We start from the raw sequence: 26538 nt of genomic DNA, 5'->3' as shown, positions 1-26538 counted from the left end.
ATGCTGCTCGACTATGACCGCATGGGTGGACTGCGGGTTGCCCTGCTCGGCTTCACCGCGCTGGTCGCCGGCTTTCTTCTGTTGCCGGTGGTCTTCATTGTCCTGCTCTCCTTCGGCTCGTCGCGCTGGCTGGCCTTTCCGCCGCCCGGCTGGACGCTCAAATGGTACCAGGAGCTTTTTGCCGATCCGGCCTGGCTCGGCGCCGCACTGACCAGCGCCCGGATCGCCACCATGACGGCGATCCTGGCAGTGGCGATCGGCCTGCTCGCCTCCTTTGCCCTGGTTCGCGGACGGTTTGCCGGACGTGAGATCGTGCGTGGCCTGCTGCTGACGCCGATGGTGCTGCCCGTCGTTGTCTTCGCCATCGCCATCTACGCCTTCTTCCTTCGCCTTGGCCTCGGCGGCACCACCATCGGCTTCGTCATCGCCCACACCGTGCTGGCGCTGCCCTTCGCCATCATTCCGATCGCCACCGCGCTCGAAGGGTTCGACAAGTCGATCGAGGACGCGGCAATCGTCTGCGGGGCAAGCCCGCTCGAGGCCAGGCTCAGGATCACCTTGCCGTCGATCCGGATCGGCATCTTCTCCGCCGCGATCTTTTCCTTCCTCGCGTCGTGGGACGAAGTCGTGGTGGCGATCTTCATGGCCAGCCCCAGCTTGCAAACCTTGCCCGTCAAGATCTGGGGCAGTCTGCGGTCGGACCTCAGTCCGGTGATCGCCGCTGCCTCCAGCCTGCTGGTCGGGCTGACGCTTGCCCTGATGGTGATGACGGCGCTGCTGCAGCGAAAGTTCCGGACATGACCCACCCTTTCCTCTCCATCCGCAATCTGCGCAAGGCGTTCGGGGCGATCGTCGCCGTGCACGACGTCACGCTGGACATTCCCAGGGGCGAGTTCCTGACCTTCCTCGGGCCCTCCGGTTCGGGAAAATCGACGACGCTCTACGCGATCGCCGGCTTTCAGGACCCGACTTCCGGCGATGTCTTGCTGGAAGGAAAGTCGCTGCTTGCGGTGCCCCCGCACAAGCGCAACATCGGCATGGTCTTCCAGCGCTACACGCTGTTTCCGCATCTGACGGTGGCCGAAAACGTCGCTTTTCCGCTGCGGGTTCGCCGCCGGCCGGACGCCGAGGTGAAGAAAAAGGTCGCCGACATGCTGGCCCTGGTGCGGCTCGAAAGCTTTGCCGGACGCTTACCCGGTGCGCTGTCGGGCGGCCAGCAGCAGCGCGTCGCGCTGGCCCGGGCGCTGGCCTACGATCCTCCGATCCTTTTGATGGACGAGCCATTGTCGGCGCTCGACAAGAAGCTGCGCGAGGAAATCCAGGGCGAAATCCGCCGCATCCATCGCCAGACCGGCGTCACCATTCTCTACGTCACCCACGATCAGGAAGAGGCGCTGCATCTGTCGGACCGAATCGCCCTGTTCAAGGATGGCCGCATCGAGCAGACCGGCACCGGCGAGGATCTCTATCTCAGGCCGGCGACCGATTTCGTCGCCGGCTTCATCGGCAATTCGAATTTCCTCGCCGCCGAACATCTCGGCACCACCAACGGCACGACAACGATCCGCATGACAGACGGTTCGGTCATATCCGGAGTCAGGGCCAACGGCACGTTCGGCAAAGGCCAGAAGACCAGGCTGATGATCCGGCCCGAAGCCTTTAGCATGGAGCGGAGCCCGGCGAGCGCGGAACTGAATGTCGAGATCGTCGACATCGCATTTTACGGCGAGCGCCGGCGGATCGTCGCGCGCATCGCCGCTGGACAGGAGGTTGACATCAGGCCGACCTCCGCCGCCATGCAATCGCAGGATGTGTGGCCCTGCAGCCGGCAGGTTTTTTTCGATCCCGCTGCTGCATTCCTGTTTCCGGCCTGACTAAGCCGCGGTGGATCGCCGCCCTTCAACGCTTCGCAGCTGATTGGATGGCGGGCGCAACTCCCGTACCCATTGACAGTCGTCATGCTCGGTTGGAAGATGAAGAAGGTCCGCGGCGATAGCCATACGGGAAGGCAATGGTCCAACCGCCAGATACCGGACACCATCCTGGCAGCGTCGTCGCGGTCATCGTCATTTGTTTGATCATCGTTGCTTTGTTCTTCATAGGCTTCAGATACTCAAGGCCAGGCCAGGGTACCCTCGTAATTCCCGGCGGTACGCTGCAGCAACCGTGAATCCGACCCCTTGGCGCTGACGCGAAGCCGTTCTCAGGCTGCCAAACGTGCCCCGGCGGGACTGGGGGACGCCGCAGAATAGGCCGGCGGTTCGCAGCCGGTCCTTTGCTTCCCGCCGCGGCATTCCTTTCCCACCTAAACAACCAAGCCTGACCGGTGTGAGGTCAACCATACCAGGAGGCGACGAGCGCTCAGCCACCAGGCACTAGACGGCCCTGATCAGCCGGAGCAGAGAAAGCGCTTCGAAAAAGGTCCCCTTGCGAAAGGCAAGATAGGTCGGCTCTTCGACACCATGGAACCGGCGCTTGAAGGCCGCCTGCCCCTGCAGATTGAAGCGGGTGCGATTGACCCAGGGCGAGTCATAGGCACGCTGGAAGGCGTGCCGCCAGAAATCGCTTTCGGCAAACCCGCTAGGTCCGATTTCGACAAGCGGCGACAGGCCTAGGGTGACGACGGAAACACCTTCATCGCGAAAGCGGTCAACCGCGAATTTGGTCAGGCCGATCTCGGCATGCGCCGAGGCATCGATGTGCTTGCGCTTGAACGAGGTGGTGTAGCCGATGACCTTGCCGTCGCTGAACAGCGGATCGAAATCCAGCAAGGCCACGAGTTCCCCATCCGGACCGTGCAGGACGAAACGGCGCATATCGACGCCAAGGTGATCGGCAAAGGGCCTGTTGAGAAATCTCATCTCCCAGCGCTTGACAATGCGGTCGGCCCGCCAATTTTGGGAGAGCCTGGCAATCTCGTCGAGGAAGACAGTCCCGTTGTCCTCTGCGAAGGAAAAACCCTTCTTCAAGAGCCAGCGTTCGGAATAGCGCACTGTCTCATTGCGCTTTCCGGAAAAGTCGTGTCCGGGCAGGACAAGCCTGGTATCGACGCCGAGGCGGTTGACCTGATAGCCAAGCCCGGCAAGCACGCGCGCCGTCTGGTCGCCGATCTGCACAAACCACGGGCTGCCGGCAACCTCGATGAAACGTCTGATATAGTCGCGCCGATCGGCCGGGGCAGCCACTGGATCACCGAGCGCGAAATGATGTCGCGTTTTGCTGCCGTAAGCGATGTAGCCCTGGGCATCGCCGAAGTAGTGAAGCCCCCTCTGCACGGCGGTCGAATAGGCAAGGGAAAAATCACCATGGCGACGGACCAGCGCCAGGCGCTCGACATGGTTCAGCTGCAGCCGCGGTATTTTAGGCCCGCGGTTCTCCAGGAAACGATCGAGGCGTCTTCGCAGTGACGGCATGGTCGACTTTCGCGTGCCGGCTAGGCCGATGAAAGAGCTGACGGACTCCAAACCGATCATATTGGCGCGAGCTGAACCTTATCTCAGCGCGGCATGGTTACCCGGCCGGAGCCGCCAGATTCGTAGGTGCAATCTGCCCGGTCCCGCCCCCCGGCGGCAACACGTTGTCGACGCCCAGCGCCTGACGGCTGGTTGCTGCGCCCTTGGCGACATGAAAATCAATGCCACTTTCGGAAGCGCCCAGGTCACCTGCCAAACACGATGTTCTTATCGAACGGCGCTCTGAGAAGATTCCGCTTGATCGGAAGCCAGGAACTCGTCGCGTTCTGCTATCCACAAATCGGCGTAGTCGACATTCTGCCATTCGGCAAACCACGGGCCGCCGCTGGTATAGTGGACCGCCTTAGGTGTGCCGACCGCAGGCTTTTCATTCCAACCTTCGAGCCAATTCCACTCTACCGGCAATGAGCCCAAATCTTTGTCGGCAACCCACTGCATTCGGTGAAGATAGGCGCCACTTTCCTGATTCACGACCTCTGGCGTGAGCAATCTGACCGAAGGATGCGCGCAATTGAACAGCATCAGCGACGACCAGTTTTTCCGAGGATAGGACGTCTGGACCACACCATCCATCTTGGTTGTGGCCTTCGGCGTATAGTCATGCTGGACGCAATAAACCGCCTTGTCCGAGTCCGTATATTTCAGCAGGCCTGCGACGTCACCAAGCCACAGGAAATCGCAATCGCAAAACAGGGCCCAACCCGTGTAGTCGGCGAGAAAGGGCGTGAGGAAGCGCGTGTAGGTGAACTCCGTTGAGGCGAGCGGATCTTTTTCCCGCCAATATAGCCCGCGGGCACGCATCTCGTCCTGTTTGATCGGAATGACGGAGACAGGCGCCGACGCATGTTTGAGCAGCGAGTGTCGCGCGACGTCGTACGCGATCGGCTCACGGCTGTCCCATCCGATAAATACCCTAAACGCATCAGTCATATTCACTACCCTGGCTTTCGATTTTTACGGTCGTACACTAACTAGTTGGCGATGGCTCGGCAACAATTGCGGTCAACCAAGCCGGTTTCTCACAGATTTGTCCTGGCCTCAGCCTTGCGTTTTTGGGTGGACCTGGCCTCGCATTCCCAATGCGACACGCGCCCATTTCTGATAGGTGTAGCTGGCCGAATACGCGGCCACCATCGCACCAATGGAACCGTCCAGAAATCCCAGCCGGAAAATATAGCTGCGCACATAGGCCCAGACCGAGCGCAAAACCGCCTTGCCTATCGAGCTTTTTTTGCCCTCGGCAAGCAGTTGCGCGGCGGACGCCTCTGCGTACCGGCCGATCTTGTCGTGGGCATCTGCCAAGTCGGTAATGGAATCGTGCTCGATCGGCTGGGACAATCGGCCGACCTTCCCGTTCACCAATACCTTCTCGTGCACGGTGTCGTCGCTGAACCGCCCGGAGCGGCGACGGAAGAGCCTGAGCACCAGATCGGGCGACCAGCCGCTATGGCGGACAATGTGCCCGCAAAAGCGCGATCTTCTCGGTATTTCGAAGCCGTCATTGGCTTTTGGGTCGGCGATTGCGGCCCTTATTTCCGCGCCGAGCGGCGCCTCCACCCACTCATCGGCATCCAGCGACAGGATCCAATCCCCCGTTGCCGCGGCCAGCGCACGGTTTTTTTGCGCGCCGAAACCGGGCCAATCAACGGTCATCAGGACCTTGGCCCCCAGAGCACCGGCAATCTCCCTGGTCCTGTCGCTGCTGTTGTTGTCGAGAACGACGATCTCATCGGCAAAATGGACCGACTCAAGGCATTGCGCGATGGACGCCTCCTCGTTGCGGGTGATGATAATGACCGAGAGCGCCGGCACGGTCAGAATGCTCCGGCATCAAGGCTGCCACCGTCATTCGAATGCATCTGCAGCATCGGTTCCCGGCCCGTTAGCACACTGAGGGTACTAACCTAATTCAACAAAGTCGAAAATCATTTCAGATCAAGGCTTTCATAAAGCGCCATCATTCGCTTGATCATGACATTGAAATCATAGTGTTCGGCCGCCGCTCTCACCCGGGCTGCGGTGTCAGGTCGTGACAACAACTGCAGCGCGTGCGCGAGCGCTGCAGCGAGGTCGCTTTCGCTGGCCGCATCGCAAACGAGCGTCGGCTCGAACCGCTCGACAAGCTCGCGCGCTCCACAGCCGGTGCTTACCACGGCGGGCAAGCCGCTGGCCATCGCTTCAATGACCACTGTGCCGAAAGGATCATAGATGGAAGGCAGCACGGCAATATCGGCCGCGCCGTACCACGGCAGCATGTCTTTCTGCGGCCCCAGCATCTTGAGCCGTGTGCCGAGACCGAGCCTGTCACCGGCCTGCCTGAAGGCGTTGGCGCGCGAATCATGGCCGATGACCCACAATTCAGGCTCGCCATCGAGCCTGGCGGCCGCCTTCATCAGTGCAAGCAGTCCTTTTCGCGCGAAGCCCGAGCCGACAAACAGGACGACCGGCCTGTTTTCGTCGACGTCGAGCCGCGCGCGGATTCTCGCCCGGTGCTGTTGGCGCAGCTGCGGGTTGAAGCGGTCGAGATCCACCCCGTTGGGAATATGGTGCACATTTTCCGCCGGATAATCGTAGTGACGGACAATGTCCTCGGCGACCATCTTCGAAATCGCTATGACAGCTTTGAGCCGTGGGCTGGCATAGGTTGCGCGCTCGAGGCGCAGCGTCTGGCGGTGAAAGGGGCTCAGCGCCATTGCCGCCCTGCCAAGCCGCGTCTCGAAACGCCGCCGCTCGGCAAGATAGGCGGCATGAACGCCCTCCCCGGCCCGGAAGACATCGCAGCACGGGAGGCGATCGTTGCTCTGCACCAGCGCCGGCGGCATCTCGGCGATCTTGCGGCAGGCGGCTTGAGCAAAGGACGTCGCCCGCAGCGAACGCGGAAACCGCCGACCGGCACAATGGATGAACTCGATGCCTTCATAACGCGGCCAGTCGCCGGACAGCACGGCCACCCGCCGCTGACGCGCGGCGAATGCGGCCATGATGTTTTCCAGCATGATCTCGCCGCCACCGAAAGGCGCATAGCGCTGGCGCACGAACAGGATCGGCCTGTCGAATTGAATTTCGCTGCCACGAATGCCGGCGTACATAGGGTCTGGGCTCCGGCCTTGTTGCCATCTGACGATGTCTATAGAGGCCAGCTCGCATCGGCAACACTTGGAAAGCTCCCCCGCCGGAACTCAGAACAGGCCTGTGTCCATTGTCCGCAACTGCTTGCGATTTGCCTGACGGTGCTGCATGTAGAAATTAACTGCAAACAGCGGATCAGCGCCAGCTCCAGCCGGTGACCGCCATGAGGGGAATCGATGGCTTGAGCAAAGCAACCTGGCCCGCCATTGTCCGCCGGACGATTACCGACACCGCCATATATCGGCTGAGACACACCTTCGGAAGACGGGCAGAAGTGTCATCGCTGCGGCCGATAACGCCCCTTAAAGCGAATGACCTGCCTTTGATCCTCGTCATCCGCAACGAGGCGGACAGGCTACCCCCGTTCCTGAAGCACTATCGCGAACTCGGCGTCACCAGATTCGCCGTCCTCGATGATCGCTCGACCGACGGCACAGCTGAGCTTCTGGCCGAGCAGCCAGATGTCGATCTATTCAGCTCGCCGATCACCTATTCGCAGTCGGACCTGGGAAACCTTTGGCGACAGCGGATTGTGCAGATCTATGGTCAGCCTCGCTGGTATCTGACCGTGGATGCGGACGAATATCTTGTCTATGACGGCATGGATCAGCATCCGCTCGGTGCGATGGCCGACTGGCTGAAGCGGCGCGGAATGACACGCCTGCTGGCGCCGATGATCGACATGTATCCGAGCGGAAGCATCTGGGACGTACCCTTCGATCCCATCGTGCCGCCATGGCAAGTTGCAGACCATTTCGACGGCAGCGGCTATGAGGTGACGAGGAGCCCCCGGCATCTCAAGATCACAGGCGGCCCGAGAACCCGGCTTTTCGCCAGGCAGCACAAGTTGACCAAGTTCCCTCTGATATATGTTGATCGCCAGACGATTTTTACGTCGATTCACTCACCGCTGCCCTACTGGCGAAACTATATAAAGGGATTGGCTGGCCTGCTTCATTTCAAGTTCTTCGCCGATTTCAACGACAAGGCGCAGGTCGCGGTGGCGGAAGGTCAGTATTGGAACGGCGCTTCCAAATATCGCCAGTATCATGAGGTATCGAGCGGTAAAGCCGCTCTCAGCGCGATGAGCGAACAGTCAATGCTGTACGAAGGAGCTCACAGCCTGTTCAAAACGGGTTTGATCGACAAAATTGATTGGTAGACGGCAGTTCAAGCAGATGCCGAGCCGAGATCATGCATAACCGAATGCTTTCATAAGCTGGGCACCTCGTCCCTGTACCAGGTCCTGTAGCTCGGCGTTTCCAAGTTCGGAGCGCCATCTTCCGCTCCCGTCATAGATCGGCTGATTGACCTGTTGGTTCCGGAGCACCGCATGTGGCGTCTCGCCGCTGGCGTCGGTCGGCTTGAACCACTGCTGCGGGTTCTTGTGATAGTCGAGGAGATCCGGCCTGAAGGTTACATCGAGAAAGCCGCATATCTGCTCGACGACTTTGGCCGGATTCTCGACCAGGTCCTCATAGCGATAGATCAGCACATCCGGCTTTCCCCGTTCCGCAAGAACCAGCGCATTGTCGTTGATCCAGCGGTCGAGAGCCTCCGTTGGGTCGCCAAGTCGTTTGATCAGGGACGCTACGACGTCGCGTCCATCTCGCACCGGCATGACGAAACGCGCGCCGGGCACGAGCCGGCGAATGCGGGCGACACGGCGGATATGCCGCGGTGTCTTTTCAAGCAGCACGTTCTTTCCAGCATCGAGCGCCGCCCGCTTCAGTTTCCAGAAGCGGAACATGGCCAGTGGCGTCCACTTGAAGAAAATGTTGGTTTCCTGGAGCGGCAGGTAGACGTCGGGATGCGACGCAAGGATCGTCGCAATCAACGTCGTCCCGCTATGGCCGCAGCCGCAAATGAATCCGGTCCGCATCACCATGTCGGCAATGCTCCCTAACCCAAGGCGACCCGGGCGCGGTTATCGACGCGAGCGTAGCACAAGCCGTTCGTGCTAAAAACCTTGTCCAGCTTCTCCCAATATTCGAACTTAGCCAACTGCTCGTCACAATAGGCCACATCGTCCTCGGAAAGATATTCGCCGTAACCGCCTATCTTGCCCTTGCGCACCTTGAAGCTTTCGGGATCATTCGCATCGCGCGGCTGTAATATCTTGCCGTATCGATCGGACAGATCACCAGTCGATTCACTCACTTTCATCTTGTCGAACGTTCGGTTGTTCGCCACCTCGACAAGCGTCCGATCGTCAGCCTGCTGGTTCAGGAATCCAAGGATCGCGCGAAGGACACCAGCGGTATCCCGATGCATATCTTCATATTGAAGATACCGGATTTCGCGCATCCGGGGCATGGCCGCGAACCAATGCAGATTGAATCTGATGATCTTTTCAATCCCATGATTGTCGCTTCTGATAAAATCACTGAACGATCCCGCTGGAAGCATGTGGCGCTTCTGAACCTGAAAGTACCCTGAGACCACCGTATCTCTTGGATCGCGAACAAGCATTATTGTTCTTCTCTTTTTATACCGAGATTTATTCTCCTTGAGGCTCGATTTCGGTCGAAGTAACTTGTGGTCGGTTCCGTCGTGAATGTATTGAACTTCAACTCCGAGATCGTCCAGCATGACACGTAGCCAGGTGCGCCCCGATTTTGGAAAGGATACGATAAGAGGAAGAGGCGGCGCTTTGGCCTGGAAAAATTTTAGAAAGGACATGGGAGAGACCTCCTTTAGATTATCAGAGCTGGCGCCCGAACCGCTGCCGGCCAGACCAACCCCATTACTGGGCGCCTAAGCCTACGGCTAATTCGAACACAAGGCAGAAATGCCAGCAAGAATTGCGATCCTCTGCGGGGCGAATTGGCCTTTACTATATCCCGGTTCGGAATGCCTTATGTTTTTTGGCCTGCTGCGACGACTGTTCGACACGGGCGCTCCATTCCGCGATCCGTCGGCCGAACCCTTAATGCGGATCGCGTCGAAGCGTCTTCAGTGACACCCTTTCGGACGACAGGCATTAGCCACTCACTTTTGTGAGCCATGGCGCCAGGATGGCCTCAGCCTCGCCCATCACCACGGACCAGGGGCGTTCCCGTTTCGAGACCAGCACGGCCGATGGATAGTAGGGCGTGCGGTCGCCCTCGACCGGCCAGGAGCGCTTGAAGCCGTCGCCCAGAATGAAAACCGAGGGGATGCCGAGCGCGCCCGCCAGATGCGCTCCGGTATTGCTGATGGTCACCACGGCGTCCATCGCGGCAACCTGCGCGGCGAAAAGGTCCATGTCGACGAGCTGATCGACCGATCTGTCATGAAGAATGCGCTCCGGCTCACCGTCGGTCAGGAACTTCAGATCGGTCTCGATCTGGCCGTACTGCAGCGAGACGAACCGGAGGTCCGGTCGGCCTATCAGGTTTCGCCAGGCGGCAAGCGGCGGCAGGTCTTTGCCAGGATTCGAGCTGCCCCATGCGATACCGACCAACGGCCGTCCTTCATGCCGGTAGCGGGCGCGAAGTTCAGCGACCCGGGCCGGATCCGGCTTAAGGGGCACGAAATGCTCGCGGATCGTCGCCTCGTCGGTCTCGAAAACGGCAGTCAGATGCTGGACGCCGGCGAAGGCCTGCGCCTCGCCATAGGCAGCCTTGCCGTCAGCGCCGACCGGCCGCACATCGGCGGTCGGAAAAGTGCGCTGAAAGAGCGGTACCAGGCGGCGCTCGACCAGGACGATCGAACGGGCGGCGCGCCCCAACGCACAGCCGACGGAACTCGCATGATGGATCGCGGTGGCCAGACCCTGCTTTTCGGTTTCCATCAGATCGACAAGCAGTGTCTGGCCCGAAATATCCTGGCCCAGCCACTCGCCATCGACGCGGCCGTTGACGATGTGGCGTCGGGCGATCCTGAGTTCGGCGGCTGCGCCATAGGCGCCCATCCGCATCAGCGCCTTGCTGAGCTCGTCGATCAGGTGGACCTCGCCCCTCGACTTCGCAATGGATCCAAGAGCCAGGGCTTTCGGCAGTGCCGCCGGCCAATCGCGGGACTCGACGCTTCGCCGATAATCCGCCATCTGATCGGCAATGTCGCCGTCGCGCCAGCGAAGGAAGAGCTGCCGCCGGTGACGTCGGAACCAGACCTTGTATCTGTAGCCTGCAAGCGCGACAGCGCGGCGCAACCGGCCGAGAAGTTGGCTACCTTCCATCGCCAGCTCCGCCGATGATTTGCATGACCCGTCCGCCTGCTTCCTGCACTGCCGACGCCCAGGCTCGGCCGCCTTTTCGGACCAGTCGAACGCTCGGATATGCGGCGACGGTCTCACCGAAAGCAGGCCAGGACAGCCGAAATCCATCGTCGAGCATGACAATCGTCGGCACGCCGAGCGCTCCGGCGAGGTTGGCGCCGGTATTGCTGATCGTGACCACCGCGTCGAGCGCCGCAATTTGGGCGGCAAAGCGGTCCATGTCCGTCAATTGGTCGACTGAAGCGTCATGGATGATGCGCCCCGGAGCGTGGCGCTCGAACTCGGAGAGGGCCGGCCCGACATCGCCATATTGCAAGCTGACCAGGCGCCCCGGCAGGCTGCTGAACAGCGTCCGCCAATCGTCCAGAGCCGGCAGATCCTTGCTCTTGTTCAGGCTTCCCCAGGCAAATCCGATCAGGGGACCTGGGCCGCCATCGAGATAGGTGCCGCGCAGCTCGGCAACCAGTCGGCGGTCCGGCTCCAGCGGAACGAAGGGCGCGCGTGCCGCCGGGTCGTCCGGCCAGAAATGCTTTGCGAGTGTCTCGAAACCGGCAACGACGTCGGCGTCCACTGCCGCCATGTCCTCTTCCCCTTCAATCCTGACATCAAGCGCAGGATATGTTCTGCGATAAAGCGGTGCCAGTCGCGGCTCGACGAAGACAATGCATCGACCAGCAGCCGCGACCACTGGACCAAGCAGCGACGCGAACTGGAAAAAGATCGCCAGGTCGCCTTCGCGACGATCGACGAGAAGCGTGCGATCCGCAAGATCACTGCCATCCCAATCGGGTCTGCCGCGCTGCTTGCTCGCCGCCATCAACTGCCAGATGCGATTTCCTCCGTCGAGACGCCTCAGTCCGCGCCCCGCTTTCTTGATCAGGCCGAGATCGCCAAGCTGCTCACCAAGCGCGCCAAGCGCCAGTGCATGGTCGCGAGCAGTTTGCCAGTCACCACGCTGCACGCTTTCCTCCATCAGCCTCATATGCCTTTCGGCGCTTTCGTCGGCGTGGCGCGAGGGACGTCTAAGAAGTTCCTTTGCCCGCTCGAGAACCTTCTGCAGCCGCTTGCCGACGGCGCCTTGCGGGCGCAGATCGGCGGTTTTTGCCTTCTGAAGGATGGTTCGTCTGTTCTGCACGGCGATGTTCTATCGTCCTCGGGGAGCGTCGGAAAGCGTCGTCAGGATCGACGAGAGCCGCCGGCCGGCCTCGTCGAGCACCAGCGACCAAGGGCGTCCCTCCTTGCGAATGACAATGCCCTTCGGATACCAGGGTGTCCGGTCGCCGGTCACCGGCCATGCCGTCTGAAAATTATCGTCGATGAGGAAAACACTCGGCACGCCAATGGCTCCGGCAAGATGGGCCGCCGTATTGCTGATCGTCACGACAGCATCGAGTGCGGCGACCTGTGCGGCGAAACGGTCCATGTCGACCATCTGGTCGACGCTGTCGTCAAAGATCAGACGCGCGTCGTTGCCGTTGCGAAGGCGCCGCAACGCCGGCTTGACCTGCCCGTACTGGAGCGAAACGAATGTCGCTGGCGTCTGGGCGATGAACCGTGCCCATTCAGGAAAATCAGGCACGTCCTTGGTATGGGACTTGCTGCCCCAGGAGAGACCGACCAGCGGCAGATCCGTCATCGCCCGATAGCGCTTGCGGAATGCCTCGACGAGTTCAGGATCTGCCCGCAGCGGTACGAAGTCGGCAGCAAGCTTTTCGGCGTCGCGTCCGAACACCCAGGCGAGATCTTCGAAAGTCGCGTGTTTGTCGCCGACCACATCCCGCTGCGCCGGGACCACGGTCGCCTTCGGGAACGTTCGCTGCAGAATTGATACCAGGCGCGGCTCGACCCGAATTGTTGCGCTTTGGGCATAGGCAGCGGCAGCGCCGGCCAGTCGCGCGTGGCGGATAACCCGGCCAAGGCTGCGCGGATCATCCTCCACAAGATCGATCAGCAGTGTATCCGATCCGAGATTCTCGCCGGTCCACTCGTTGGCGCTTTTCCCTTTCCGCAGCCGGCGAGCGGAAAGCCGAAGCTCAGCTGCCCGCGCAAAGTTGCCAAGGCGTTCGAACGCCTGGCCCGCCTTCTGCATCAGCTCCGGGTCGCGATTATGATCGGCCGTGACAGCCATCTCATTGGTACCGACTTCAAGGCCTTTCCAGTCCCTGCGCACGATCAGGGCCTCAACCTTGGCCTGCAGCTCAAGAATGGAACGAGGCTGCCTGGGACTGAAAAACAACCTGCGCACCGCCTTTTTGTACCGGCGTACCTGAAGGCCCAGTCCACCAATTACATACCGGACATAGGAACCGTGATAAAAGCTGGTCATCGGCCTTCAGCGCAATACGCTCTGCCGCAGCTTTTTGCCGCTTTCGACCATCGGATCGGGCGTCTCCAGGTGGAATATCGAACGATATATCTCGCTGTGCTTGGCAAGCTGGTCATGCGTTCCAGCATCGACAAGCTGTCCGGCGTCAAACACGAGAATACGATCGGCCGCCTTGATTGTAGACAGCCTGTGCGCAATGCAGATCACCGTGCGCTGAAATGTGTTGTCGAAGGCTGCCTCCATAACCGCCCGTTCGTTTTCACCGTCAAGCGCGGATGTCGCTTCGTCATAGACGATTACCGCAGCATTCTTGAGCAGGGCGCGCGCGATGGCAACGCGTTGTTTCTGGCCGCCAGACAGGTTGGTGCCGCTTGGCCCGACAAGCGTGTCGAGCCCGTTTTCGAGCGCCGAAGCAAAGCTGGTGACCCGGGCGAGGTTCGCAGCGGACTCGATTTCCTGATCCGTGGCATTCGGGCGGCCGTCGCGAATGTTGTCGCGAATCGAGCCTTCGAACAGGAAGACGTCCTGGGATACCAGTGCGATGTTATCGCGAACGTCGGCCAGGCTGATCTTCGAAATGTCCTTTCCGTCGATCAGGATCCTGCCCTTGTCCGGCTCCATCAGACGCAGGATCAGATTGACGATGGTGGTCTTGCCGGCGCCGGAGCGGCCGACGATCGCCAGCTTCTCACGAGGTCGCACGTCGAAGGAAACACCCTCGAGCGCGGGGCTGTTGCCGTCATAGGAAAAGGCCACATCTTCAAAGCGGATACCACCATCGACGTCGGTCAGACGCTCGCCCGCAATCGCGAGTCGCCGCTGCTCGGGCGTGTCGATCAAGTCATACATCTGCTCGACGGCGACCATTTGCTTCTGAATGTCGACATTGACCCGGGCCAACCGCTTGGCAGGCTCATAGGCAAGCAGGAACGCGGTAATGAAGGCCATGAATTCGCCGGGCGTCTTGCCGTTGCCGAGGGTCTGCCAGCTGGCGTACATAACGAAAAGCCCGATGATCACGCCGCCGCCGGTCTCCATCAATGGGCTCATCAATGCTGACGTCCGGTTGATCTGGATGCCACGTCTTTCCATCTTGCGGACGGCCTTTGCAAAGCTGGCGACGGCCTTGTCCTCGAGCTGGAAGGACTTGATGGTGCGGATGCCTTCGACGGCTTCCGTGCCGATCGACTGGACCTGCGCGGCCAATTCCGTCTCGCCCCTCGCCAGCGCCTTGAGCTTCCTGGTTATCGCGCCGACTGACAGGAACAGCATCGGCAGAACCGCCACGGATATCAGCGACATCACCGGGTCCTGCTTGACCATGACGCTGGCCAAGGCAATCAGGGTCAGCAGATCAGAGACGGCGCTGCTCGTGAGGGTGAGAATAACGGTCGCCCCGGCGCGCGCGTTGAACATGATTTTGGAGATGAATTTTGCCGGATGCTGGTTCGCGAAACGGCTGATGTCGAAACGCACCATTCGAGAAAATTGCCGGTTTTGCAGGTCCGAAACGATAGCCCGGCGAATCTTTCCCGTTGTGACGGTCTGGCAGTAGGCAGCTATGCCCTTGACCAGGAAAATGCCGATGATGACGACGCTGATACCCGATACAGCGGCAGCATCTCGCTCGACATAGATGGTGTTGATCATGACTTTCATGATCCAGGCCGTCGCGCCGACCGCGGCAGCAGCAGCGATCGAGCACAGCAAACCTGTCACATACAGCATCTTGTGCGGCGGCAGATTTTCGCCAATCAGACGCTTGATCAGCGGATATGCCGGGACCGTTGACACTCGTTTCTTTGCAATCATCTTGTCGCCGCCCGTTGCGATCCCGTCCGGTCTTCGTGTTGTCTTGAAGCACGAGACGGTTTCGATCACCTGTCTGTGGCTTCGTTCCCGACCGCAGTCAATGCCGAACCGGATCCTTGCACGTCATCGGCTTATGACTGTCGGTTCCTCGCGTCCGAGCATAGCGGATCCCAGCCACGCGGCTCTTGCGCCATTCGCCGTCGGCCGCGCTATGCCTGGTCAGTGTTTCGCGAGGACCATGAGATGGCTTCCAAGAGGCGATGTGTGATTGCTTTTGATTGAAAAGCCCACATCCGAAAGCACGGCGATCATCTCCTTATCCTTGCCAGGAGGGACGCGGGCAACGATCGTTTGAGCACGCCCGGCGATATCGCACAGCACGCGTCGCGCCTTGTCCGCGCCGAGGCTCCACTGCATGTGATGGTAGACCGCCAGCAGCATGACGATGTCGTACTGCGGTTTGAGAACATTTTGCAGCTTCCGGCTGCCAAGATCGAGACAATCGAACTGGCTTTGGACCGGACAACCCAGGAAGATCATCCTGGCCGTCTCGATATGCGGCTTGAGAATGTCGATCCCATGGATCGAACTCGGTCCTAGCTTGGATATCTCATAGGCGACAATACCCATGTTGCAGCCAACATCGAGAATGGATTTCCCGGCGTAGTCGACCTCTGCTGAGAATAGGCCGTCCAGTCGGTCGTCCCACGTTCCCTTGAATCTCTTTTGCTTATTTGACCACCACAAATCATTGTTCTCCAAAAACGGCGCCGGACTGATTTCCTTGACGGAGGGGACTGTGCGCCCGGCCCAACTCGGTCTAGTAGCTGGCGCGCAAACGACACTGTCCTGAGCGTCCTGTAAACGCAACCGCGGGAGAAAGGAACTCCTGATCACAGCATCCTGCGAAGACGTTTCGGTAAGTTTCGGTAAGTTGACGAACACCCGGCCCGACAAATCGACATACTGGTTGGAAATGGCAACGTCGCTTGGCGCCCCCGTAGGCAAGGCAAGCCGTATTTGTTCTTGCTTTGTGCCGGCAGCTATGCTACTAATTTGCCTATGGTGCTGATTTGCACCAACGACCGTCTTGCCGCGACATGCGGTTTTTCAGCTAGGCTCGATCAAAGCTCGCCCGCATCGCGGGGCTTTTGGCCAATCACGGTCGAGCGCCGGCCTTTTCGGCAGCTTCCGAGAATGGAAATCGGAAAAGCAGCTTCCGGTTCTCGTCGCAGATTTCGAAGGAAAGACCTGTCAGGACCGGGCTGCCGCTGAGCAGGCCCTCGGCCAGGATTTCCTTGGCCGAGGCCATTGCGTTATCCTGAGCCGCGGACAAACCGTCCAACTCCTGACCCTCGAAATCTTCCGTCAAGCGGCCCTCATTGTTTCGGAAATGGAAAAAATATCTCGGCATGGCTGCTCCGGTCGGTCGGTTTCTCTAATGCATGTCGCGCAAAACTGTGCAGCGGTTTTGCGGCAACGACATGCACAAAAACAGGCACTTACAGCGCATCGCATGAGGCCGATCGACGCGATGCGCATTAGTCGCGAGCGCCTCAGGAACAGCGTCGGATTTGTGCACGACAGCAACGTGCGATTTTGGCGTTGGGATTCATGGCATTTAGGCCTTCATGCGTCAGGTCGATCGAACAGCACCCCCAGCCCGTGTTCGAACGCACATGCCGCAATCATGTCGTCCAGGACTTTTCCGGAGGCCGGGCAATTCGGCATGACAGCCCTGATCGCGATCTCAGCCGCTGCGGTGGAAACCGCATCGTGGCGCCTCTTCCTGGTCTCCATGTATTGCTCGAGCAGAATTTTCAGGCGCCGCGCGGCAATCTCGTCAACGACCATCGTTCTCCCTCGATTCGGCACAATCCGTCTTCCGGGTCTGTCCTCCGGATGAAGGTCCGCTGCCATTGGGTAGCAGCGGACCACTCGGCTGGGTGAGCCAATGACCCGAGGCGGGGGTGTCTCGGACCGACACCACAATAGCTTCGGCAGGCCACTCGTTCCACAGACCGCTGTCGTTGGTAATTTTCGTACACTGAGCATTGCCGCAGACAGTCTGCGACGGTGGGATTTTTGCGTTATGCCCGTAGCCTGATAACCGGGATCAGCTTCGGCTTCGATCGACATAGCTGTAGATGCCTGCGCCGATCGCGACCGCTCCTACAGTGATCAGAATCGATGGCACACCCAACAACGTGGCGATGATCCCCCAGACAATGGCGACGGCAATTGCGCCGGCCGTTCCCAGCACCAGTCTAAGCCGTTTCGACATTTTCCGTTTCCCCCAAAGTGCATCTTCCTTTTTCTGGTCGAAATACCGCAATGCGGCAGCATTGTCTGCGCTTTGTTCAACTTTTTTCGCCGCCCTGAGCCCGACCGCTGAGGCGTAAGCGATCCGTATGCGGCCTTGTTGCAAATACCCGCTCGACAATCAGGAAGCTTGGGCGCGAGCCCGAGAAGCGAGGCGTCAGAAAGCGAGGTATCTATGCAAAATTTTCGGAATTTACTCCGGTTCTCGATCATGGCCATGGCGGCCACGACAACCGCAATAGTGATCACCGGCCTTACCCCCGAGACGACCGAAGCGAATTTGATTTGCCATAGGTTGGTCTGCAAGAAGGCGAGCAATGAACACAGTGCTTTCGGCACCAAATATCAGCGCAAATGCACCTGCGAAAATACAAACGAGGGCGCCAACAACCATCGCTCGCCACACAACCTCAACAACAGGCCCATCGGTGGCTCAAGCAGCAGCAGTGGTTCGAGCGGCACCAGCAGTTCGAGCGGCAGCAGCGGTTCGAGCGGCAGCAGCGGCTCCAGCGGCAGCAGCGGTTCGAGTGGCACCAGCAGTTCAAGCGGCGGCAATGACGGAACAAGCAGCGGCGGCTCAAGCGGATCGAGCAGTAGCAGCGGATCCAGCGGCGGCAACGACGGGACAAGCAGCAGCGGATCCAACGGCAGCGGTGGAGTGTAGCGGCTGCTCAAGTGCCACCAGCGGCGGCGGGTGGGCACACTACGTGACCCGTCGCGGCCGCCGACGACGATCAACCCTCATGCAACGGGAGTAGCAGCTTGACGCTCCAACCGAAATCCGCGACCGCGCCCCTCACCGGCCTTGCAGGACTGTTTGGTCTTGCGCTGGCCGTCGGAGTGCTCGTCAACAGAAGCTGGCCTGTACATTTGCAGGCCATGACTGTCATTGCAGCTACCGCGGCAGCGATGATCGCGGTCGACACGGCCTATTTCCAGACGTTCCGGAGGCGTTCGACGGGATTGCAGGCGAAGCCGATGCGAGTGCTTGAAGTCGAGCGCGTCGTGCGCAAGCTCATCGGCTTCATCGTCACGCTCACGACCATTGCCGCAGTCTACTGGATAGTGCCGGAATACCGGCGCGGGTTTTACGCCCCCTACTGGGCGGCGCTTTTCGACACCTTGCCGGCGCTGCTCGTCGCCGCGCCGTTTTATGTTGCCTATGTCGACCGCCGGCAGACCGATCCGGAAGATTCATATGCCGAAATCGGTGCATTCGTCCTCAGCGGCGCCGTGCCGCAAAGGACCGAGCAGATACGCCAGCACGTGCGGAGCTGGATCGTCAAAGGCTTCTTCCTGCCGCTGATGTTCGTCTATCTGTGCTCCACACTGGGTTCGATCCTTGCCGGGCTGGAACAACCGTATCGATTCGACATCATGCGCTGGCACGCTTTTGCAATCGATCTCCTGTTCATGGTGGATGTTCTTGTCGCGGTCGTCGGCTACGTCTTCACGCTGCGCGTCCTCGACAATCATATCCGCACCGTCGAGCCCACCGTATTCGGCTGGCTGGTTTGTCTTGCCTGTTATGAACCCATCAACGCCGCCACCCGTGCCTACCTGAACTACGAAACGGGTGCCAACTGGACGGCGGTGATGCCCTCACCGGCGCTCCAGGTTTTCTGGGGGTCGGCGATCCTCTTCTGCATCTTGATTTTTGTCTGGTCCACCGTGAGCTTTGGCCTGAGATTTTCCAATCTCACCAATCGCGGAATCATCACCTGCGGACCGTATCGCTGGATCAAGCATCCGGCCTATGTTTCGAAAAACCTCTCCTGGTGGCTGGTCTCCCTACCTTTCCTCACCGCCGCAGGACCCGCTGAAGCGCTGCGGCACTCCGCCATCCTGCTCGCGCTCAATGCCATCTACGCACTCCGCGCCATCACCGAGGAATGCCATCTGTCACGCGACCCCGATTACGTCGCCTATCGCGATTACATCAGCGAAAACGGCGCCGTTGCTCAGCTCAAACGACTGTTCGCGAAAGCGAGTCGGTCGCCGATCAGGCGCTCAGGCTGAATGCCCTTGCTCGGACCATCTGCGGCAGCTTGCCTATCGCCTCAAGGCGTGATCGCGATGCCGATCCTCGCCGCTCATCGGCAACGGCCGATCGCCCTCGAGCAGGCGGGTGATCCGGGCGAAGCCGGCAAAAGCCTTTCTCGCTTCCTCGGCCGACATCCGGCCGGCCATGGCCGCAGCGCAGCAATTCACGGCGCACTGGTAAACCGGCCCGCGCCGCCCGGCCGGCCATTTTCGCAAGAATGCCATCGCTTCGGCAACGCTGTCGATCTCCTCCACGGGCTGTCCCTGTCCGCGCAAAATCCGCACGGGCGAAAAGAATTGCAAGCGGTCCATCATTTCCTCCCCGTCGACCGGATGCGTGCGATCGAACCCCACTAAACTCGCGAACCCGACTTTGGTTCCCGGCAAAACATGGCTTGGCCTGAAAAATGTTTGCTGGACGAGACGAGCAACGGTCGACGCGCCCGGCAGCTCCAATTGGGTGACATCTTGCCCCAATTGGGTGGCATCTTGCCATTGTACGGGAACGTTAGCGCGGCTGATGCATTTCGATGCCACGAGCAGTCTTTTTGAGGGAAATGCCAAAACATGAGAATAGCCCATGTGGCGCCGCTCCATGAATCCGTGCCACCCCGGTTCTATGGAGGGACGGAGCGCATCGTCTCCTATCTGACCGAAGGATTGGTCGAGCTTGGCCATGACGTGACCCTGTTCGCCAGCGGCGATACCAAGACGTCGGCGAAATTGGTGGCGTGTCGCGAGCGCGCGCTCCGTCTCGATCCGCGCCCGCACAAATCCGAAACCGCGGCGCATCTCTCGATGCTCGCCGAGGTGAGGAGCCGTGCGCAACAGTTCGACATCATCCATTTCCATCTCAGCCACTTCCTGCATTTTCCTTTCTTCGAACACATGCCCGACCGGACGGTGACGACACCGCATGGCAGGCTCGACTATGTCGACCTGGCCCCGGCCTACGAACATTTTCCGCGCTTTCCGATGATCTCGATTTCGTGTAGCCAGAGAACCGGGCTACCCAGGGCAAATTGGCTGGCGACCATCCATCACGGGCTACCGATCAATACGTATGAGCCGACTTTCGAGACGGAGGTGGACGAGCCGTATCTGGCCTTTCTGGGCCGGCTGTCGCGCGACAAGCGCCCGGACCGTGCCATTGAGATCGCCTTGCGCTCCGGGCTGAAACTGAAGCTTGCGGCAAAGATCGGCGACGACGACCGCCCTTTTTTCCACGACACGGTCGAGCCGCTGATCGACGGCGACCGTGTCGACTATATCGGCGAGATCGAAGAGGACAGAAAAGCGGAATTCCTCGGCAAGGCGGCCGGCCTGCTGTTTCCGATCGATTGGCCGGAGCCGTTCGGTCTTGCCGCGATAGAGGCTATGGCCTGTGGCACGCCGGTGATCGCCTGGAAATGCGGTGCCCTGCCGGAGATCATCGACCACGGCGTGACCGGTTTCCTTGTCGATACGGTCGATGCTGCGGTCGCCTCGATACCGGAATTGCTGCGCCTCGACAGGCGACAGGTGAGAGCCGTGTTCGAAAACCGTTTTTCTGCCACGAGAATGGCCCACGACTATGTGGCTGCCTATGCGCGCCTGATCGGTACTCCCGGTGAAGCGAGAGCGTCCTGATCGGCGTCATTGTGGACGTTGGAAACGAAACGACAGAGCTTGTGACGTATGAATCAACTCGACGAGCGTAAGCTTGATCCCGCCGTAGCCCTTGCCTCCCTCGACGAGGTTGCGCCCCGGGAGCCGCACCGGCTGTTCGCCCTCAAGCAAGCCGACTGCTTCGCGGTGGCCGACGCCTATGGCGACATCCGCGGCGCCGGCGATGGCTTTTTCCGAGACGACACGCGTGTGCTTTCGGAATTCCGGCTGACGGTCGGTGGCCGGCAAATGTCGTTGCTCGGCGCCTCGCTCAGCCAGGACAATGTGCTTTTCACCTCGAACCTGACCAATCTGCCGATCCAGAGTGTCGGTGGTCGCGACATTCCGCAGGGCGCGATCCACATAGAACGCGTCAGGCTGCTTTGGCAGGACCGGCTGTTCGAGCGCATCACCCTTTCCAACTACAGCCAGGAATCGTCGGCCATTCGGGTTTCCTTGCATTTCGCAGCAGATTTCCGCGACATGTTCGAGGTGCGCGGTTCGACCCGGCTCAAGCGCGGAATAGCCCACGCCGCCGAGACCAGTCCGACATCCGTGGTGCTTCGATATGACGGGCTGGACCAACTCGTGCGCCTGTCGGCGATCTCGTTCTCGCAGGCGCCGGACAATTTGACCGCCAGCCGCGCGGATTTCCTGGTTGCGGTGACGAAGCGCAGCAGCGAGGTCCTCTATATCGAGGTCGGCCCGGAAGTGGCGGAGACACCCGACCGCGACCGTTTTCGGGCTGCAGCCGCCCGCGCTCGCTTCGGCATGCGCGCCAAACGCCGCCACGGCGCGACGGTGCACAGTTCTGGCCGCGTCTTCAACGACTGGATCGAACGCGCGCGCGCGGACGTGGCGCTGCTGACCACCGAGCTTGCAACCGGACCTTACCCCTATGCCGGCATACCCTGGTTCTCGACGGCATTTGGCCGTGACGGGGTGATTTCCGCATTGCAGATGCTGTGGTTGAATCCTGGGCTGGCGCGCGGCGTACTCGCCTTTCTCGCCCAGCATCAGGCGACCGAAACGTCGCCGTTCAGCGATTCGCAGCCCGGCAAGATCATGCACGAGACCCGCAAGGGCGAGATGGCGGCACTGCGGGAGCTCCCGTTCGGCCGCTATTACGGCGGCGTCGATACCACGCCGCTCTATATTCATCTCGCTTGCGCCTATGCGGATCGTACCGGCGACATGGCGTTCGTCGACAGCCTGTGGCCATCGCTCTGTGCAGCGGCCGAATGGACGGAGGAGACAAGCCGCGCGACCGGCTTCGTTACCTACCAGCGCGGCGCCGAGACCGGCCTTGCCAACCAGGGCTGGAAGGACAGTTTCGATTCCGTCTTCCATGCCGATGGCCGCATGCCCAAGGGGCCGATCGCCCTGGTCGAGGTGCAAGGCTACGTCTTTGCCGCGTTCCGTGGGCTGGCGGCGCTCGCCCGCCGCCGCGGCGAGGACGACAAGGCCGATCATTGGGAGGAACGCGCCGAAACCATGCGCGCCGCGGTGGAACGCCATTTCTGGATGGACGATCTCAATTTCTATGCACTGGCGATCGATGGTGCAGGCGAGCTCTGCAAGGTACGGACGTCGAATGCCGGCCATCTTCTCTTTGTCGGGCTGCCCGAGCCGGAACGGGCGCAGATGGTCGCCGATCAGCTGCTCTCCGCGTCGTTCCACTCTGGTTGGGGCGTGAGGACGCTGGCCGACGATGCGATATTCTTCAATCCGATGTCCTACCACAATGGTTCGATCTGGCCGCACGACACCGCCATGTGCGGTGCAGGCCTGGCACGTTATGGCGTGCGCGACAGCGTGGTTCGGCTGATGAGCGGCACGTTCGAATCGGCTGTCCATTTCAACATGCGGCTGCCGGAACTGTTCTGCGGCTTTACCCGGTCGCCGGGCGAAGCGCCCATCGCCTATCCCGTCGCGTGCCTGCCGCAAGCCTGGTCAGCGGGATCGGCCTTCATGCTGATGCAGGCCTGCCTTGGGCTCGAAATCGACGGCTGGAACAGCGAAATCCGGGTCACCCGCCCAAGGCTGCCGATCGGCATCGACACGCTGACATTGCGGCATCTGGGTGTCGGCTCGACAGTGGTCGACCTCACATTCCAGCGTGTCGGCGACCGGGTCGTCGCCTTTCTTGCCGACCGGTATGAGGGGATGGTGCCGCTCATCGTGCGCACTTGATGCCGCCGCGCTGCGGCGCATCGAAAATGACGCGCGCGTTGCAATCGTCCGGAACCGATAGCCTCTTTGTGCGTTGCAAAAATGGGCGGGGTGGGGACGCTGTCGTTGTCATACGGCGGCGAACCAGAAAACAAATAAAAAAACGGCTATCGGCCGGCCGGAGGCGAGATCACATTCCATGTCAGATTATACTGTAAACCTGCTCTGGGTTTTGCTGATTGCAAGTTTTGGCTTTTCCGCTTTTGCCATTCTCCTGTCGATATCCCGCCAGCGCCGCGGTCGCGCAACGGCCGCCGCATACACGCCGAGCGAGGATGTCGCCTCGGAAGCGGCACGCAAGGTGCTGCGCGAGTTCGAAAAGAACGGCCAGTCCGCCGATGCGGCACTGGTCACGTGGTCGCCCGACACGTTGCGCAAGATCCTGGCCGACGACCTGCCGGACGCACAGGTCATCGTGGTGTCCAACCGCGAACCCTACATCCACAACATCAAGGACGACGGGGTCCAACTTTTGGTGCCGGCCAGCGGCCTGGTTTCGGCACTCGAGCCCATCACCCGCGCCTGTGCCGGCACCTGGATCGCCTATGGCGGCGGCACGGCAGACCGTCTCACCGTCGACAAGGACGACCGGGTGCAGGTGCCGCCAGGCAATCCGTCCTACACGCTGCGCAGGGTCTGGCTGACGGAGGAGGAATATCAGGGCTACTATCTGGGCTTCGCTAATGAGGGCCTATGGCCGCTTTGCCATATCGCCTTCACCCGCCCCGTGTTTCGCGCCTCGGACTGGGACGCCTATGAGGCCGTCAACCGCAAATTCGCCGATACGGTGGTTGCCGAAGCCCGCAACGAACGGCCGATCGTGCTGGTGCAGGACTATCATTTCGCGCTGCTGCCGCGCATGATCCGCCAGCGCCTGCCGGACGCGATAGTCATCACCTTCTGGCATATCCCGTGGCCTAATTCGGAAGTATTCAGCATCTGTCCGTGGCGTGAGCGGATCCTGGAAGGACTGCTCGGCAGTTCGATCATCGGCTTTCATACCCAATTCCATGCCAACAACTTCACCGAAAGTGTCGACCGCTTTCTGGAGAGCCGGATCGAACGGGCAGACGCGGCAATCTCCTATGGTGGGCAGACCACATTGGTCCACGCCTATCCCATTTCCATAGAATGGCCGGCCCAATTGCTGGCAAAACTGCCGTCTGTGGAGGAGTGCCGCGCCAGCGTGCGCGACAGATTCGGCCTGTCTGCGGATACCAAACTATGCGTTGGCGTCGAGCGCCTCGACTACACGAAAGGCATTCTCGATCGCTTCCATGCCTTGGACGAATTGTTCACGAGATATCCCGAATGGATAGGCAAGGTGGTTTTCCTGCAGATCGCCGCGCCGAGCCGGGGGACATTGCCCGCCTACCAGCAACTCCACGACGAATGCCGCCGCTGTGCCGAGGAGCTCAACCGGCGCTATGGCAGCGAGACATACAGCCCTATCCTGATGGTCGCCGAACATCATCGGCAGGAGCAGGTCTACGAGGTCTATCGTGCCGCCGACATCTGTATGGTCACCAGTCTGCATGACGGCATGAACCTTGTCGCCAAGGAATTCGTCGCAGCGCGCGACGACGAACAGGGCGTGCTTTTGCTCAGCACCTTCGCCGGTGCCTCGCGCGAATTGCTGGAAGCACTGATCGTCAACCCCTACGATGCGGCCATGATGAGCGAGGCGCTGTTGCAGGCGCTGACGATGACGCCGGAAGAGCAGCGCGAACGTTTGCGGCCGATGCGCGAGATGGTCCGCGACAACAATGTCTACCGCTGGGCCGGCAGCATGCTGCTGGACGCCGCGCGCCTGCGCAAACGCGGCGATCTCGACAGGGTGACCGGAACCGGCGAGCGCCCGCCATCGAACACCAACAACGTCATCTCGATGTTCGAGCGGGCTCGGAAGGCAGCGTCGTGAAAAGCTTTGAACAACCACCGGCGTTGAACCTGTCGGAGGCGCTCTTTCTCGACATCGACGGAACCCTGCTGGAACACGCTGCCCATCCCGACGCGGTGTTCGTCGGCGAGGAATTGCGCAATCTGCTCGAACGCATCGAGCGGCGGCTGGATGGTGCGGTCGCCTTCATCACCGGCCGATCGATTCCCGCCGTGGACAAGCTGTTCCACCCGCTGAAGCTGCGGATTGCCGGACTGTATGGGCTGGAGCATCGGCTGACGCCGAGCGGTCCGATCGATGCCGCCGACGCGCCGGCCGACATCGCCGCCCTTGCGGACGAGATCGAGGCCGAACTGGGCAGCGGCAAGGTCTATGTCGAGCGCAAGGGGCCGGTCCTTGCCGTTCATACAAGAGCAGCACCGCAACTGCTTGCACCCGCAATCCAGCTCGTCGAACAGGCATTGGCCCGGCTTCCGAAGGGTTATCGGGTGCTTCCGGGAAACGCCGGCGTCGAGCTCATGCCTTTGGAAGCCGTCAAAGGTGCTGCCATCCGGCGTTTCATGGACATTCCGCCCTTTGTTGGCCGGCGGCCGATATTCCTCGGAGACGATACATCGGACGAACACGGTTTCGAGGCGATCAATGAAATTGGCGGCATCTCCATCCGCGTGAAGCCGAACGGACCGACGGCCGCAACCTATGTCCTCGACGACGTGACGGGCGCAATAGCCTGGCTCGAGGCCAGTTTCGAGACGTCGGCGGTGGCCTGATCGCGCCGTGGCCCGGTTCAGCTGATCTTCCCGTCCACTATGTGAATGCGGCGATCCATGCGTGCGGCCATGTCGAGGTCATGCGTGACTGCCACGACCGTCTTGCCGCGTTCGCGCACCAGATTCTGCAGGATTGTGAACACCTGCTCCGAGCTCTTGCTGTCGAGGCTCCCCGTCGGCTCGTCTGCCAGGATAGCCACCGACAGCGATGGAGGAGAGTTGATGAGTAGGAAATCGCGCGCTTCGACCGATGCCGTTCTCAAGGAACTACGCGCCTTCGGCCTCACCTATCCAGGCGCCGAGACAAAGAGTCCGTGGCCTGGTCACGACGATCTCGCGGTGAAAGGCAAGACCTTTGCTTATTTGAGCCTTGAAGGCGAACCGTTCAGCATCTCCCTCAAACTCCCCTACAGCGGCGACGAGGCGAGAAAGCTCCACTATGCGTCGCCGACGGAGTACGGCCTTGGCAAGAGCGGATGGGTGACGTTCGAACCAGCACCGGACGAACTGCCCCCGATGGGACAACTGAAGTCATGGCTCGATGAGAGTTATCGCGCACAAGCGCCCAAAAAGCTTGCCGCCTGATCACGCACAAGGTGGACTCTGGAGCTTAGGTCGAGCGATTGGTGTCACCCCACGAATCGCCGGCGCTAGAAGCTCAACGACGCCGCGCCGATAAGCGC

General features: G+C 60.6%; 25 protein-coding genes and 1 pseudogene. 9 read left to right on the top strand and 17 right to left on the bottom strand.

What is annotated here, in order from left to right; genetic code table 11:
- Positions 1–801, top strand: coding sequence for an ABC transporter permease (locus NKH93_RS27420; RefSeq protein ID WP_352471915.1), 801 nt, complete (start codon positions 1–3; stop codon positions 799–801).
- A complete protein-coding gene (locus NKH93_RS27415) occupies positions 798–1874 on the top strand; it encodes an ABC transporter ATP-binding protein (protein ID WP_352471916.1) in 1077 nt (358 codons plus the stop codon). The genes NKH93_RS27420 and NKH93_RS27415 overlap by 4 nt, the downstream gene beginning before the upstream one ends.
- A 501-nt stretch (positions 1875–2375) precedes the next feature.
- On the opposite strand, the gene NKH93_RS27410 is transcribed toward NKH93_RS27415, so the two are convergent.
- The 4 genes from NKH93_RS27410 to NKH93_RS27395 form a co-directional block, all read right to left on the bottom strand.
- Entirely contained in the window at positions 2376–3413 is a 1038-nt protein-coding gene (locus NKH93_RS27410; protein ID WP_352471917.1) for a phosphatidylglycerol lysyltransferase domain-containing protein, read from the bottom strand.
- Between the two features lie 267 nt (positions 3414–3680).
- On the bottom strand, positions 3681–4403 hold the full coding sequence (locus NKH93_RS27405; RefSeq protein ID WP_352973641.1) for a glycosyltransferase: 723 nt from the start codon (positions 4401–4403) through the stop codon (positions 3681–3683).
- Positions 4404–4511: 108 nt separating this feature from the next.
- A complete protein-coding gene (locus NKH93_RS27400; RefSeq protein ID WP_352973640.1) occupies positions 4512–5285 on the bottom strand; it encodes a glycosyltransferase family 2 protein in 774 nt (257 codons plus the stop codon).
- Positions 5286–5398: 113 nt separating this feature from the next.
- On the bottom strand, positions 5399–6562 hold the full coding sequence (locus NKH93_RS27395) for a glycosyltransferase family 4 protein (protein WP_352973639.1): 1164 nt from the start codon (positions 6560–6562) through the stop codon (positions 5399–5401).
- A 221-nt stretch (positions 6563–6783) separates the two neighbouring features.
- Here NKH93_RS27395 and NKH93_RS27390 point away from each other — a divergent pair, with 221 nt between their 5' ends.
- Positions 6784–7764, top strand: coding sequence for a glycosyltransferase family 2 protein (locus NKH93_RS27390; protein WP_352471921.1), 981 nt, complete (start codon positions 6784–6786; stop codon positions 7762–7764).
- Between the two features lie 30 nt (positions 7765–7794).
- Here NKH93_RS27390 and NKH93_RS27385 read toward each other — a convergent pair whose 3' ends face one another.
- The 11 genes from NKH93_RS27385 to NKH93_RS27335 form a co-directional block, all read right to left on the bottom strand.
- Positions 7795–8490: a sulfotransferase family protein gene (locus NKH93_RS27385; RefSeq protein ID WP_352471922.1), complete on the bottom strand. Its 696-nt coding sequence runs from the start codon at positions 8488–8490 to the stop codon at positions 7795–7797.
- Positions 8491–8504: 14 nt separating this feature from the next.
- Positions 8505–9284, bottom strand: a complete 780-nt coding sequence (locus tag NKH93_RS27380; RefSeq protein WP_352471923.1) for a sulfotransferase domain-containing protein — start codon at positions 9282–9284, stop codon at positions 8505–8507.
- A gap of 301 nt (positions 9285–9585) precedes the next feature.
- Positions 9586–10764 carry a glycosyltransferase family 9 protein gene (locus NKH93_RS27375; protein ID WP_352919667.1) on the bottom strand — a complete coding sequence of 393 codons (1179 nt, stop codon included), beginning with the start codon at positions 10762–10764 and terminating at the stop codon, positions 9586–9588.
- On the bottom strand, positions 10754–11938 hold the full coding sequence (locus NKH93_RS27370; RefSeq protein WP_352973638.1) for a glycosyltransferase family 9 protein: 1185 nt from the start codon (positions 11936–11938) through the stop codon (positions 10754–10756). The genes NKH93_RS27375 and NKH93_RS27370 overlap by 11 nt, the downstream gene beginning before the upstream one ends.
- Before the next feature lie 9 nt (positions 11939–11947).
- On the bottom strand, positions 11948–13129 hold the full coding sequence (locus tag NKH93_RS27365) for a glycosyltransferase family 9 protein (RefSeq protein ID WP_352973637.1): 1182 nt from the start codon (positions 13127–13129) through the stop codon (positions 11948–11950).
- 6 nt (positions 13130–13135) lie between these two features.
- Positions 13136–14923, bottom strand: a complete 1788-nt coding sequence (locus NKH93_RS27360) for an ABC transporter ATP-binding protein (protein ID WP_352685742.1) — start codon at positions 14921–14923, stop codon at positions 13136–13138.
- 237 nt (positions 14924–15160) lie between these two features.
- A complete protein-coding gene (locus NKH93_RS27355) occupies positions 15161–15703 on the bottom strand; it encodes a class I SAM-dependent methyltransferase (protein ID WP_352502411.1) in 543 nt (180 codons plus the stop codon).
- A gap of 397 nt (positions 15704–16100) precedes the next feature.
- Positions 16101–16355, bottom strand: coding sequence for a DUF6894 family protein (locus NKH93_RS34385; protein ID WP_502896501.1), 255 nt, complete (start codon positions 16353–16355; stop codon positions 16101–16103).
- Between the two features lie 215 nt (positions 16356–16570).
- On the bottom strand, positions 16571–16795 hold the full coding sequence (locus NKH93_RS27345) for a hypothetical protein (protein WP_352502409.1): 225 nt from the start codon (positions 16793–16795) through the stop codon (positions 16571–16573).
- Between the two features lie 262 nt (positions 16796–17057).
- Positions 17058–17369 carry a hypothetical protein gene (locus tag NKH93_RS27340; RefSeq protein ID WP_352502408.1) on the bottom strand — a complete coding sequence of 104 codons (312 nt, stop codon included), beginning with the start codon at positions 17367–17369 and terminating at the stop codon, positions 17058–17060.
- A gap of 239 nt (positions 17370–17608) precedes the next feature.
- Positions 17609–18001 (bottom strand): hypothetical protein, encoded by a 393-nt coding sequence (locus tag NKH93_RS27335; RefSeq protein ID WP_352973636.1) that lies wholly within the window; start codon positions 17999–18001, stop codon positions 17609–17611.
- A 24-nt stretch (positions 18002–18025) separates the two neighbouring features.
- Between NKH93_RS27335 and NKH93_RS27330 the strand changes: the two genes are divergently transcribed.
- The gene (locus NKH93_RS27330; protein WP_352973635.1) at positions 18026–19282 is read left to right on the top strand and encodes a methyltransferase family protein; all 1257 of its coding nucleotides are present in this window, start codon (positions 18026–18028) and stop codon (positions 19280–19282) included.
- 33 nt (positions 19283–19315) lie between these two features.
- Here NKH93_RS27330 and NKH93_RS34380 read toward each other — a convergent pair whose 3' ends face one another.
- Positions 19316–19888: a DUF982 domain-containing protein gene (locus NKH93_RS34380; RefSeq protein ID WP_502893790.1), complete on the bottom strand. Its 573-nt coding sequence runs from the start codon at positions 19886–19888 to the stop codon at positions 19316–19318.
- Here NKH93_RS34380 and NKH93_RS27320 point away from each other — a divergent pair.
- The 4 genes from NKH93_RS27320 to otsB all read left to right on the top strand — a co-directional run bounded on the left by NKH93_RS27320 (position 19874) and on the right by otsB (position 25855).
- A complete protein-coding gene (locus NKH93_RS27320) occupies positions 19874–20935 on the top strand; it encodes a glycosyltransferase family 4 protein (protein ID WP_352540549.1) in 1062 nt (353 codons plus the stop codon). The genes NKH93_RS34380 and NKH93_RS27320 overlap by 15 nt on opposite strands.
- Before the next feature lie 48 nt (positions 20936–20983).
- The gene (locus NKH93_RS27315) at positions 20984–23146 is read left to right on the top strand and encodes an amylo-alpha-1,6-glucosidase (RefSeq protein ID WP_352540550.1); all 2163 of its coding nucleotides are present in this window, start codon (positions 20984–20986) and stop codon (positions 23144–23146) included.
- Between the two features lie 178 nt (positions 23147–23324).
- Positions 23325–25106 (top strand): alpha,alpha-trehalose-phosphate synthase (UDP-forming), encoded by a 1782-nt coding sequence (locus NKH93_RS27310; RefSeq protein WP_023674969.1) that lies wholly within the window; start codon positions 23325–23327, stop codon positions 25104–25106.
- A complete protein-coding gene (gene otsB / locus NKH93_RS27305) occupies positions 25103–25855 on the top strand; it encodes a trehalose-phosphatase (RefSeq protein WP_352973634.1) in 753 nt (250 codons plus the stop codon). Before NKH93_RS27310 ends, otsB begins: the two co-directional genes overlap by 4 nt.
- Before the next feature lie 17 nt (positions 25856–25872).
- On the opposite strand, the pseudogene NKH93_RS27300 reads toward otsB, so the two are convergent.
- Positions 25873–26082 (bottom strand): annotated as a pseudogene (locus NKH93_RS27300) (ABC transporter ATP-binding protein); the annotation flags it as partial.
- On the opposite strand from NKH93_RS27300, the gene NKH93_RS27295 reads away from it, so the two are divergent.
- Complete coding sequence (locus NKH93_RS27295) at positions 26078–26440, top strand: MmcQ/YjbR family DNA-binding protein (protein ID WP_352973633.1); 363 nt, start codon at positions 26078–26080, stop codon at positions 26438–26440. The pseudogene NKH93_RS27300 and the gene NKH93_RS27295 overlap by 5 nt on opposite strands.
- Positions 26441–26538: the final 98 nt, after the last annotated feature.

This window comes from Mesorhizobium sp. M0954 (assembly GCF_040319155.1).
GTDB lineage: Bacteria > Pseudomonadota > Alphaproteobacteria > Rhizobiales > Rhizobiaceae > Mesorhizobium.
The sequence above is the reverse complement of the archived record's forward strand: the minus strand, read 5'-3'. Positions and strand labels throughout refer to the sequence as shown.